Genomic DNA, 12,740 nt, shown 5'->3' on the forward strand with positions numbered 1-12,740 from the left:
AATTTAACTCATAATAATTCGTTTTGGCTCGCCTCGGTGCAAAATCGAAACTTTCGGCTTCGATTTCCCCGCCTTCGGCAATACCCAAAACGTTAGCAGCAAGCCAAACCTTAAATTCGAAAATGCGTTATCTATTACTCCCAAGTATTTTATTAGTCGGACTTATAACTTTCGGACAGTAAAAGTATAAGCATTGATAAGACAACTAAAAAAGTAAAACGAAAAAGCATCTTAATGAATACAACAATGAGAAAATTAGTATTATCGCTTCTTTTTGTAATTACAATATTGGGTATCCGGGCGCAAAATCAATTACTACCTATTGCCCGGGAAGCTTTTGTATTTCCACATGCCAATCCTATGGGTTTGCACAGAATGATTGTACCAACAGACAGAGTGGTGAAGCTGCATGATAAATTCTATTTTGTGTATCCTTATGGCAAAGTGCATCCACAGCAGAATGATTTTGTGATGCAAATCAGTACATTGTTTGAGTATGACCCCAAAGAGGGAAAAGCAAAATCCGTGTACCAAAATCACAACGGCATCTACAACCTATCCGCCACTACTGAACTGTTGGTTTTTACCAGTCAGGGTTACCAGGGTTACCATAGCTTTTCACCTGCCGATAGAAAAATCTACTCCGGCGGTCCACCTTCCGACAATTACAAAAGCAGTGACTACTATCACAGAAACACCATCATCTATACTTTTCCCGGCAGCAAAGACGCACTGGCATTAAGCATGAAAAAAGGTGTATTTCATGAAGGTGTAAGACGGTACGATTTTTCGGCCTTGCACTTAGAAAATAATTATTGGAAAGAAATCATGGCTTATCCTAATGTCAATAAGGACAACGGGCCCTACCAACCTTTCTTACTTTCTTATAAACCCTACCTATTCAATTCTAACTTTTTCACCATAGGATCCAGATATTCACCCGCCCAGAATACAAACACAAAATCAGCACTGGGTTTTCCTTTGCATAACATAAAAATCAATGGCGCTGCTATTAATAACACTCCCAAAAGTTTGAGTTTCGAACAATTGCAAAGCAAAAAAAGACAAATTTTCTCTTCTGTCTACAATCTTGAGAATAATGCAGCTGTATTTCTATATCGCCCCGATGAAAATACAGGAAAGCTACTACTGGAAGTGGCCATTAATGAAGAAAATGATTTTATGGTTTATGACACCAAAGTCAGGATCAGCAAAACGGATACCCGAATAGGCATGGGTACCAGTGGTGGAAAAATTTATCTGATTCACAAAGAGTTTTTAGGCTATCTCGATCCCACTACAAAAATCTTCACACGCCTGGCGGTTCCATTGGTGAATGTGGAAATCATCAATAACAGCAGCTTAATTTTTACCAATAACTTTCTTTTTTACACCAGCGGTAATGATATTTACTACACTTCCAAATATCAGCAAACTACAGAAACCCCAAAGAAAATTACGGTAAGTGCCCTCACTAAATTTCCGGACATGATCACGGCTAACTTCCACCCGGTAAAAGCGGTTACCACCAATAAATACCTGTTCTATATTACCACCGATAACCAATTGAAAGCCTTCAATCCTGAAACAGAGAAGCATGTAGACATCCATCTTCCTTCAAATACAAAAATAAGGGAAGTCAGAATGTTCTATTCGGCAGAAGACCGTGTGTTTGTAGCAGGCACCACAGACCAGGCTGCGGGAAATCCGCAATACGAGTTTTGGACCATCAGTGATATGGATATTCGAGAGTAAAGCGGTTTACGAATACAGGCCTGGCATCTTAATGTGTACCCAACTTGCATAAGCAAGTGAACAAAGCATAAGGCTAGGTAATCACAGCAAGCACAACAGAAAATATCGAGCAGCATCACACATACCTTAAACCATGTGGACTACAGTGCGTAGGGCTAATCGTTGCAGAGTTTCAGAAGATTGAGGGCGAAGACCTGGCGGATGTAGTAATAGCGGCCTCCGAGGCGGGTATAGGGGATTTTGTCTTCGCGGCAGAATTTGCGCAGGGTTTTGACCGAGATCTGCAGATATTCGCAAACATCCTGATCGGTAAGGATGTCGGATTTCTGGATGTTTAAGATGGAAGGGAGTTCTGCGATTGCCTGTTCGTAATAGTGCTGCACATCGTTGTAGTGAAGGTGGGGTAATGATTTTTTTGACATGTTTTGGCTATTTTATTATGTTTTTATAAGTCTAAATTATTAAAATAGCGGGGCAGCGGTACAGGTGTTTTTACGGTTTCTTTGTGGGTGTTTTCACGGGAAATGGTTTACGGTTTACCGTATTGCGATAAAGGAAATGATTGGTAAATTTGGGTTGTGCTTTCTGTTATGGGATAATAACGTTTTAGCACGCAATTTATGTTGGGAGATTGGAAATATATTCGGATATTTGAGAGTTATCTGTAATGCTAAAAAAAACCGTTAATAAATGAGAAAAATATTTTTAATCTTTGGAATATTTATTTGTAGTCAAATATTTGGACAAAAAATTGAAGTGTTAAATTTTGCGACTTTTCATATGCAATATACACCCGATGCAAACAAAGTTGAATTTGACCAATATGACAAAAAAAACAAAGTTGAGACTTATGAAATTGCAAAAAAATTGGCTAAATTTAAACCAACAGTAATTTTAGTTGAAGTTGTTCCTAACAAAAATGAAGTTCTTCAAAATGATTATCAAAACTTTTTGAAAAGTAAAGATTATAAAACAAAATTTGGTGGAGAAATTGCGTTAATTGCATACGAAATTGGCAAAATTGCTGGTGTAAAAAAAATCTATGGAATTGATGAGCAAGAAACCGCTGCTTATAATTACAATATTGGAAATGAACTAAAAAATCAAGTTGATAGTTTGACTTCAAAATATTATTTAAAGAGTGTTATAGCAAAATTTAAAGAACTTGAAAAAAAATCTACTTTGGAAAAACTAAAATTCTATAATACAAGAGAAGGTCTTGACATTTTCTTTAATGCAAACGCTGATATCCTAACTTACAATAGCACTCAAGGAAATTTTGAGGGAGCGGATGAAGCAAGTAAGTTTTATAGAAGAAATTTGAGGATTTTTTCTAATATTAATCAAATTCCATTAACAAAAAACGACCGTGTTTTTATTATAATGGGTGCTTCACATACTGCATTTATAAATGATTTTATGAAAAGAAGTCCGAAATATGAACTTATGGACGTTTCAAAATATCTAAAATAAAAAAAGCACTACAGATAACATTGTATTTGCAAAAGGCGGGGTTGAATATATAATAGAAAAACCCGATGCATTTAGTCGAAACTTGCTTCTCATATTACTTTTTTCGGTAATTTGGTAATCTGAATAAGCAATTTTCTTCGTTCGGTCGAAATTGAACTTTCAGTTAAATTTAGCCCGCCCTTCGCCAATATTTTTTCCGTTGTACGCAATCTCGCTTAAAAATCGTGAAAAATGAAATATGAGAAATTATTACAAACCAAACCAAAGAATGAAATTACATATTCAGATTTATTAGAATTAGAAGAATGGAAAATAAAAAGAGATGCATACCGCCTACAAAAGAGTAGATTTTCCACACTCACATTATGGCTGTTTTGTGATGGGGCCATCTGCAACAGCGGACATCAGCGCCGTTTTGGTACACGGTGCACAGGGCGCACGGACATTGACTTTGTTCTTTCTGAAAAAACCTGTGCCCTAAAATGACAATTAACGGAAAGCTTTACAGCAACATCCTTTTGGTTTTTGCTCTGGAATCAGAAGCCGGAAAAGAATTTGAGAGTTTTAATAAATTGTTTGTTGGTGTAGGAAAAATTAAAGCGACTTATCATCTTGTAAAAGCCATTCAAAAATCTAAGCCAGATCTCATAATCAATTTGGGAACAGCAGGAAGTACAGTTTTTGACAGAGGAACTATTGTTAACTGCAACCGTTTTATCCAGCGGGATATGGATGTAAGAGCATTGGGTTTTAAGAAATTTGAGACGCCATTTTCTGATGAACCAATTCTTTTGGAATATGGAATTAAAACAAGCCATCTCCCGAACGGGATCTGCGGTTCCGGCGACCAATTCGAAATGGAGCATATCAATCCTGAATATAATGTCATCGATATGGAAGCTTTTGCGTTGGCGAAAGTCGCTGAGCAGGAAAAAATCGATTTTCTATGTTTGAAATATATTTCTGATGGAGCAGACGGAAATGCTGCTGATGATTGGACACAAGAAGTCAAAAAAGCTTCAATCGCATTAAAAAGAGAATTAGATAGTCGTTCCTTAACAAAACCCACTATTTAATTTATATTTAAAAACAGGATTAGAAAACAGCATAATTTGTATCTTATAAAATAAGAAAATAATTTTCTGTTTCAGTAGTTCCATCATTTGGGGTTCATTATTACATATCAACATTCGCAATGTTGCTCTTTTTTAAGAGCGAGAAAAAATCAGTTATTTAATATTTCCTTAAAAAAATAAATTATGAAAGTCTTAAAATTTGGAGGAACTTCTGTGGCAAACGCCCAAAACATACTTTTAGTAGAAAAAATTGTTAAAAAAGAATCGTCAGAAAATAGAGTAGTAGTGGTAGTTTCCGCTTTGTCTGGCGTTACCGATGGTTTAATTTCTGCCGCAGAATCAGCTTCTGCCAAAAACGAAAATTATTCTGAAACCATTAAAACTCTTGAAGAAAAACACCTAGAATTTGTAAAAAAATTATTGCCAATCACAGAACAAAGTTCTTGGTTGAGCTTCGTGAAAAAGAATTTCAATGATATCGAAGATATTTGCAACGGAATTTACGTTTTAGGCGAATTTACGCCAAGAATTAAAGATAAAATTACAGCTTACGGAGAATTTTTGTCTTCAAATATTATCGCTGCTAAGTTGAAATCAGATGGTTTAGATTGCGTTTGGTTAGATTCTAGAAATTACATCAAAACCAACAGCAATTTTACAGATGCAAAGGTAAATTTTGAAACTACCAATGCAGCACTTCAAACTTATTTTAAGGAAAATAAACAACAAATTACGCTTGCTCCAGGCTTTATTGCTTCGGATGTTGATGGTAATATCACCACTTTAGGACGTGGTGGTTCAGATTTCACGGCTTCTATTATTGCAGCAGCGATGAAAGCTCAAGAATTACAAATTTGGACTGACGTTTCAGGAATGATGACAGCTGATCCTAGATTGGTTTCTAATGCCAAAATTATTCATAAAATTTCTTACAAAGAAGCGATGGAATTGTCGCATTTTGGCGCAAAAGTGATTTATCCGCCAACTATTCAACCAGTGATGGATAAAAACATAGATTTATGGATTAAAAATACATTTGCAGAAGATGACTTTGGGACTTTAATTTCTCATACAAAAACTGAAAATGACAACAACGTAGCAGTTGGAATTTCAAATCTAAGCAAAGTAGCTCTTCTTACTTTAGAAGGCAGCGGAATGATTGGTATTCCAGGTGTTTCTGCGAAATTATTTCAATGTTTAAGCCAAGAAAAAATCAATGTTATTTTAATTACTCAGAGTTCTTCAGAACATTCTATCACGGTTGCAATCAACGAAAGTGATGTTGAAAAAGCAGAAAAAGCATTGAATTACGCCTTCGAAGATGATTTAAAATTACACAAAATTGATCCTGTAAAAGTGGAAAAATCTTTGGCAATTATTGCTTTGGTTGGAGAAAATATGAAGAGCAGAAGCGGTGTAAGTGCGAAACTTTTTGGCGGTTTAGGAAATAACGGTGTGAATGTGAGAGCAATTGCGCAAGGTTCTTCAGAGAAAAACATCAGTGTGGTAATTTCTGATAAAGATGTCAAAAAAGCGGTAAATGTTCTTCACGAAGAGTTTTTCGAATCAGAAATTAAGCAAGTTCATCTTTATATTTGTGGTGTTGGGAATGTTGGTTCTAAATTAATTCAACAAATTTATTCTCAAAATAAATATTTGAACGAAAATCTTTTGATGAATCTAAGAGTTGCTGGTTTAACGAACAGTACCAAAATGGTTTTCAATGATCAAGGCATTCAAGAAGAGGATTTTAAAGACGCTTTACACAATGGCGAATCTTCTACTCCGCATAAATTTGCAGAAGAAATTATCAATAGAAATTTAAGAAATTCAATATTTGTAGATGTTACTGCTAATGCAAAAGTGGTGGATATTTATGAAGATTTATTGAAAAAAAGCGTAAGTGTAGTTGCTTGTAATAAAATTGCTGCTTCTTCAAACTACGAAAATTATAAAAATTTAAAAAATTCTGCAAAAAATCATAACTGTAATTTCTTCTTCGAAACTAATGTAGGTGCAGGTTTGCCAATTATCGGAACGATTAATGATTTGATGAGAAGTGGTGATAAAATTACTTCTATTCAAGCGGTTTTGAGTGGAACTTTAAATTTCGTTTTCAATAATTATGACGGAAGCAAAACATTCTCGGAAGTGGTAAGACAAGCTCAAAAAGAAGGTTTTACAGAACCAGACCCAAGATTAGATTTAGCAGGAACAGACGTTGCGCGTAAAATTTTGATTTTAGCGAGAGAAGCAGGTTATCAGTTACAATTTGATGAAATAGAAAACGAAGCGTTCTTGCCAGCAAAATGTATGGAAGGAAGTGTGGAAGATTTCTATCAATCTATGACGGAATACGAAGAGCATTTCAGAAAATTGTTAGAAGAAGCAAAATCTGAAGGTAAAATTTTGAAGTATGTTGCTGATTTCAAAGATGGAAAAGCGAAAGTGGGCTTGCAAAAAATATCTCCTGAAAGCGATTTGTATCACTTGTACGGAAAAGATAATATTGTGATATTCAAAACATTAAGATATTCTGAGCAACCATTAGTGGTAAAAGGAGCTGGCGCAGGAGCAGAAGTTACTGCAAGTGGAGTTTTTGCAGATATTGTGCGTTCGGTATAAATTTTATTCAACCGAAAAAGAAACAAAAGATTTGTAATATTTTTAAGTTGTTCAAAAGAAAAAAAAGAATTTTACTTTTCTTTTTTGTGCTTTTGTAAATCTTATTTCCAATCATTTCTTTTGTGTCTTTTATGGTTAAAATAAATTATTTTCAAAAAAAATAAAAAATCTTAGCGCAATTTGCGTTTAAAAGAAATGAAAAATATAAAATTACAAGTTCCGGGAACGGTTGCCAATTTGGTTTGCGGGTTTGATATTCTCGGAATGGCGCTCAATAAACCGTTTGATGAAATGGAATTTAAACTGTTGGACGAGAGAAAAATCATCATTCACCACGAAGATAAGTTCCATTTGCCAACCGAGCCAGAGAAGAATGTAGCAGGAGTGGTTTTGCTCAAAATTTTAGAAAAATTAGAAAATCAGAACATCGGTTTTGAAGTCACCATCAACAAAAAAATAAAACCAGGAAGCGGTTTAGGTTCCAGTGCGGCAAGTGCAGCAGGAGCAGCTTTCGGAGCAAATGAACTCTTGGGAAATATTTTTTCTAAAGAAGAGTTGGTGTATTTTGCGATGTTTGGCGAAGAATTGGCGTCTGGTTCTAGACACGCAGACAACATTGCACCGTGTCTTTTCGGTGGAATTACCTTGGTAAAATCTTCTGAACCAATGGATATTATTCCGCTTTCTTCACCAGATTTGTACGTTTCGGCGGTGCATCCTCAAGTTGAGGTGAAAACTTCTGATGCAAGACAAATTCTCAAAAAAAATATCCAAATGAAAGATGCGGTAAAACAATGGGGGAATGTTGCAGGTTTGGTGGCTGGGATTTTAAAAAATGATAATCAATTAATTTCTAGGAGTTTAGAAGATGTTTTGGTGGAGCCAGTTCGCAGTATTTTGATTCCAAAGTTTGATGAGGTAAAAAAACAGAGTTTAGCTTTAGGAGCTTTAGGCGGTGGAATTTCGGGTTCTGGACCTTCGATTTTTATGTTGAGCGAAACCAAAGAAATTGCTGATAAAGTTGCAGAAAATATGCAGAAAATCTACAACGAAAGCGGTATTGAAAACTTTGTTTACGTTTCTAAAATCAATGACCAAGGAATAAGAATAGTCTAAAGACTGAAGTCCGAAGTCCGAAGAAATTTTTGCTTAATTGATTGAAATAAAAATCTAATTTGTAAGGTCTGAAAGACCGAAAATCAACAGGCAAGTGCAAAGCGCTTGGAAATAAATGAAGAAAAATAATGAGGTCTGAAAGACCGAAATCCTAATTTAAAAAAAATGAATTTTTACAATTTAAAACATAAAGAAGAACAGCTTAATTTCAAAGAAGCGACGATAAAAGGACAAGGGAAAGATAAAGGTTTGTTTTTTCCAGAAGATATTTCAAAATTTAGTAATGAATTTTTACAAAATTTGCCCAATCTTTCAAGCGAAGAAATAGCATTTCAAGTGATGAAGGATTTTGCGGGAGACGAAATTCCAGAAGCTGAACTTAGAAAAATAGTTGCCGAAACCATCGCTTTTGAAATTCCATTAAAGAAAATTACCGAAAATATTTCGGTTTTAGAACTTTTTCACGGGCCGACTTTGGCTTTTAAAGATGTTGGTGCAAGATTTATGAGCCGTTGTTTGGGGTATTTTCTAAAAAATGAAACCCGAAAAGTTACGGTTTTAGTGGCAACTTCTGGTGATACTGGTGGTGCTGTAGCGAACGGATTTTATGGTGTGGAAGGAATTGAAGTCGTGATTTTATATCCAAAAAATCGTGTAAGTCCAGTTCAGGAAAAGCAATTGACGGCTCTTGGAAAAAATATTCATGCTTTGGAAGTAAATGGAAGTTTTGATGATTGTCAAGCTCTTGTAAAACAAGCATTTTCTGATGAAAGTTTAAATGAAAAATTACTTTTGACTTCGGCAAATTCTATTAATATAGCTCGTTGGTTGCCTCAACAAATTTATTATGTTTTGGCCTTGAAACAATGGCTGAAAAACAATTCAGAAAGCCCAGTAATCTGTGTTCCGAGTGGAAATTTTGGGAATATTTGTGCTGGAATTTTGGCGCATCATCGTGGTTTGCCTGTTGAGCATTTTATTGCGGCGTGTAATGTAAATGATGTAGTTCCGGAATATTTGAGAACAGAAATTCTTCAACCTAAAGAAACCGTTGCTACCATTTCAAACGCAATGGATGTAGGTGATCCAAGCAATTTTGTGAGAATTTTAGAATTATTCAACAAAGAATTAAATCAAGTTAAAAACAAACTTTCGGGTTATACAATTGATGATGAAGAAACGCTTAAAACCATCAAAAGAGTAGAAAAAGATTATGGTTATGTTCTAGATCCTCACGGCGCAGTAGCATTTGTAGCTTTAGAAAAATATTTGACAGAAAACGACGGAAAAGGATTTTTCTTAGAAACGGCACATCCTGTAAAATTTCCAGATTCTGTAGAACAAGCAACTGGAAAATCAGTGGAAATCCCAAAATCATTAGAAGAATTGATGACGCAAGAGAAATTTACCACAGAAATTAATCCTCAGTATGAAGAATTGAAAGGGTTTTTGTTGGGAAAATAATATCATTCACTTTGTCAAATTTTTTGTTAAACAAAGAAATCTTTGATAGGGTTATTGTCTAGATTAAACCTTCAAGGTTTTGGAAACCTTGAAGGTTTTTTTATGTTAGCAAATATTTTTATCAATAAGAAGCTTTAGCTAGAATTCATGAAAGTTTTTATTATTCCTCTAATTGTATTGTTTTTACCTAGTATAATTTTGTTTTTGATTTTATTTCATTTCCGGCTATTTTGTTGCAATAATCGATCACTTTTTTGCACAATTTTGCATCGGTAGGAAAAGAGGTATTATTCTCCTGAACGGTAGTATCGGACAAAACAAAATTTGAGGTGTTCGTCTTGGCATCGTGCATTCTTACGCTGTAGGCAAAGATTTTTTCGATACCTTTTTCGCCAATTCTTTTTCGGAAATGAACAAAATTACTCGGGTCACAAGGAAATTCGTGTTCAAAGAAAACCCTGCCACAAAAATGCTGTATATAAGGATTCATGATCCAGGCTTTTTCCAACGTCTCATCGCCCAAATTATACAAATGTTTCAGTAGCAAACAACCCACCATAAACCGAATCGGATGGCTCGGATTGCCCACTTTGGAATACAAGGGCGAAAATTCTTTCTCAAAATAATTCCAATCTATTTTTTCTGAAAGTAGAACAAGTTCATGCTCGTGGTCAATAAAATCCACCAACATTGGGCGGAATAATTCTGGCTTCTTTTCTGGATTTTTCCCCAACATATTTGCAAGGTTTTAAAGCTCTAAGATACAAATTCTTGCAATAAAAAACAAGCTATTTTAAACCCAAAATACTAATAATCAGTAAATTATAGGTGGTTTAAGGAGAGACTATATAAGGAACTTGTTGCCATGGGAATATGATGACGCGTTAACAACATTATGTACAGATTGTCATATTAAAGTTCATGAAACAGAAGGGGTTCCAATTTATTTTGACAAATGATTATCAGAGAAAATATTAACTGAAACTTGTGAAAGATGTGGCGGAACAGGGTTTCTTCCTGAATATAATTACTATCAAGGAGGTATTTGTTTTGCTTGTCAAGGTACTGGAATGAGGATACCTTGGAGTGATTAAAGAGACTGCGTACAACATGGGTTTTGCAAAAGCGGGGTGAATGTCCCTTGCGTTGACGATTTTCGCAATTTCAGCCGCAAAAACCATTTCGTTTTTTATTTTTTTGTAAGTTTGAAAAAACGAAAATGGATTTTGCTCGGTTCAGTTTTTAGTTGAACTTTTAGTTTCTAAAAGCCCCGCCTTCGCAAAGCCCTTTTCCGTTAGCAGAAATTTCAAACGACACGGCAAAAAACCGAAGAAAACCATAAATTTGACAAATGGAACAAATAAAGCTAAATGAATTAAATGACCAAGAATTAATTCAAAAACAAAAGAAATTGAAAACAAATAAAATAGTTAATGCTACACTTATTGGTTTACTTTTGGGCGTTTTTGCTTACAGTGCCGTGAAAAATGGATTTTCATTTTTCACTTTTTTTCCTTTATTTTTCGTGCTTTTTTTGCTGAATAGTGGAAAGAAAAATAGCGAATTTGAAAAGGAACTAAAAAATGAAATGGATAATAGAAATTCTAAATAAAAATGTCTGAAACTTGCCTAAACTGCAATAATCCTGTAATTGAAAATTTCTGTTCCAACTGCGGACAGAAAAAATATAAACGAATTGATAAAAAATATATTTGGGACGAAATTCAATATACTGTTTTTCATACCAATAAAGGGCTACTATTTTCTGTAAAAAATATACTTAAAAATCCAGGCAAAACCGCCAAAGAATTTATTGACGGAAACAGAGTAAACCATTATAAACCGATTTTATTAGTTTTTGTATTGAGTGGAATTGCCACCTTAGTTTCTTTTAAAGTTTTAAATTTAAAAGAAATGATGAGTGATTATTTTTCACAGCAACATATGAACTCAAACTTTATGAATGATTTAATGTCGTTTTTGTCAAGTTACAACTCATTCTTAATGGTATTTTTGATTCCACTTTTTGCTCTAACAACGAAAATCGCTTTTAGAAAATGGGGACATAACTATTATGAACACATTGTGATGAATGCATACATTCTTTCATTTTATACTTTGGTGAGTATTATCGTAGTTTATCCAATTATGTTCTTCTTTAGACATTCAACGAGTACATTCTTTAATATTACTCAATTTTCATTACTTCTTGTTCCAATAATATTAGTTTGGTTTTTCAGAGAATTTTACAAAGACAAACCTTTAAAGTCAATTATTATAAAAGTTCTCGGAGTTTTAGGTTTGGCCATTTTAGGATATATAATTTTCTTAGTTATTGGTGGACTTATTGGACTTGGAATGACGATGCTAAAAGGACCAGAAGCATTGGAATATTTTAAAATGAAATAAAGAAACTGCTTCTAAAATCGGTTTTGCAATAGTGGGGCGAAACTGCAAAGTTCAACTGTAGTTCTTCGGTTCAACTTTTGTGCTAAAATCCCCGCCTTCGGCAATACCCGAACCGTTAGCGGTCAGCATATAATAAATCGCCGAACGAAATTAACCTATAGAAAATGACAGGAAATCATAGAACTCTTGAAGAACAAAAAGAAGAATTTAAAAGCAAAAAGCTTTTAGCTTCTCCGATTGCAGGATTAATTGCGTGGTTGATAGTAGCTATTTCAGGGATTTTTTTTCCTGACAATATTACTGTTTGGGTTTTGTTTATAGCAACCGGTTCAATAGTTTATTTATCTATGGCAGTTTCAAAGTTGACAGGTGAAGACTATCTTGATAAACGTAAGCCTAAAAATACATTTGATAATTTATTTTTTCTTACAGTGGCTCAAGCTATTTTAGTCTATTCAATCGCAATACCTTTTTTCATAGTAGATTACACTTCTCTTCCATTAACCGTTGGGATTTTGACGGGATTAATGTGGGTTCCTTTGACTTGGATAATTGACCATTGGGTTGGACTATTTCATTCAATTGTAAGGACTATTTTAGTTTTAATTCTTTGGTATTTGTTTCCTTCAGACAGATTTGTAGTAATTCCAATAGCAATTATCATAGTATATATAGTATCAATTATAGTCTTGAAAAACAGAAAAATCAAAACATAGAATAAAAGCCTAACCGCTAATAAGGGTAACCGTTGCACAACCTCAAATTTCAGGTTTTTTTGTGGGTGTTTTCACGGGAAATGGTTTACGGTTTGCCGTATTGGGA

Annotated in this window: 12 protein-coding genes; 10 read left to right on the top strand and 2 right to left on the bottom strand. The window is 34.4% G+C overall.

What is annotated here, in order from left to right:
* The first annotated feature begins 246 nt into the window (after positions 1–246).
* Positions 247–1,755, top strand: a complete 1,509-nt coding sequence (locus tag CDW55_RS07265; RefSeq protein ID WP_143332938.1) for a hypothetical protein — start codon at positions 247–249, stop codon at positions 1,753–1,755.
* Between the two features lie 155 nt (positions 1,756–1,910).
* On the opposite strand, the gene CDW55_RS07270 is transcribed toward CDW55_RS07265, so the two are convergent.
* Positions 1,911–2,177, bottom strand: a complete 267-nt coding sequence (locus CDW55_RS07270; protein WP_088469093.1) for a helix-turn-helix domain-containing protein — start codon at positions 2,175–2,177, stop codon at positions 1,911–1,913.
* 268 nt (positions 2,178–2,445) lie between these two features.
* Here CDW55_RS07270 and CDW55_RS07275 point away from each other — a divergent pair, with 268 nt between their 5' ends.
* From CDW55_RS07275 to thrC, 6 genes are all read left to right on the top strand, one after another.
* Positions 2,446–3,228: a DUF5694 domain-containing protein gene (locus CDW55_RS07275; protein WP_088469094.1), complete on the top strand. Its 783-nt coding sequence runs from the start codon at positions 2,446–2,448 to the stop codon at positions 3,226–3,228.
* A 231-nt stretch (positions 3,229–3,459) separates the two neighbouring features.
* The gene (locus CDW55_RS12485) at positions 3,460–3,714 is read left to right on the top strand and encodes a hypothetical protein (RefSeq protein ID WP_179285921.1); all 255 of its coding nucleotides are present in this window, start codon (positions 3,460–3,462) and stop codon (positions 3,712–3,714) included.
* On the top strand, positions 3,711–4,304 hold the full coding sequence (locus tag CDW55_RS07280; protein ID WP_088469095.1) for a nucleosidase: 594 nt from the start codon (positions 3,711–3,713) through the stop codon (positions 4,302–4,304). The genes CDW55_RS12485 and CDW55_RS07280 overlap by 4 nt, the downstream gene beginning before the upstream one ends.
* Positions 4,305–4,487: 183 nt before the next feature.
* On the top strand, positions 4,488–6,929 hold the full coding sequence (gene thrA / locus CDW55_RS07285) for a bifunctional aspartate kinase/homoserine dehydrogenase I (protein ID WP_088469096.1): 2,442 nt from the start codon (positions 4,488–4,490) through the stop codon (positions 6,927–6,929).
* 195 nt (positions 6,930–7,124) lie between these two features.
* Entirely contained in the window at positions 7,125–8,045 is a 921-nt protein-coding gene (locus CDW55_RS07290) for a homoserine kinase (protein ID WP_088469097.1), read from the top strand.
* 165 nt (positions 8,046–8,210) lie between these two features.
* Positions 8,211–9,509: a threonine synthase gene (gene thrC / locus CDW55_RS07295; RefSeq protein WP_088469098.1), complete on the top strand. Its 1,299-nt coding sequence runs from the start codon at positions 8,211–8,213 to the stop codon at positions 9,507–9,509.
* Positions 9,510–9,696: 187 nt separating this feature from the next.
* On the opposite strand, the gene CDW55_RS07300 is transcribed toward thrC, so the two are convergent.
* Positions 9,697–10,245 (bottom strand): transposase, encoded by a 549-nt coding sequence (locus tag CDW55_RS07300; RefSeq protein ID WP_228399621.1) that lies wholly within the window; start codon positions 10,243–10,245, stop codon positions 9,697–9,699.
* Between the two features lie 615 nt (positions 10,246–10,860).
* On the opposite strand from CDW55_RS07300, the gene CDW55_RS07305 reads away from it, so the two are divergent.
* The 3 genes from CDW55_RS07305 (at position 10,861) to CDW55_RS07315 (ending at position 12,634) form a co-directional block, all read left to right on the top strand.
* A complete protein-coding gene (locus tag CDW55_RS07305) occupies positions 10,861–11,121 on the top strand; it encodes a hypothetical protein (protein WP_088469099.1) in 261 nt (86 codons plus the stop codon).
* Between the two features lie 2 nt (positions 11,122–11,123).
* Positions 11,124–11,918: a DUF3667 domain-containing protein gene (locus CDW55_RS07310; RefSeq protein ID WP_088469100.1), complete on the top strand. Its 795-nt coding sequence runs from the start codon at positions 11,124–11,126 to the stop codon at positions 11,916–11,918.
* Between the two features lie 164 nt (positions 11,919–12,082).
* A complete protein-coding gene (locus CDW55_RS07315; protein WP_088469101.1) occupies positions 12,083–12,634 on the top strand; it encodes a DUF7010 family protein in 552 nt (183 codons plus the stop codon).
* Positions 12,635–12,740: the final 106 nt, after the last annotated feature.

The sequence above is a fragment of the Chryseobacterium sp. VAUSW3 genome (assembly GCF_002205795.1).
Taxonomy (GTDB): domain Bacteria; phylum Bacteroidota; class Bacteroidia; order Flavobacteriales; family Weeksellaceae; genus Kaistella; species Kaistella yananensis.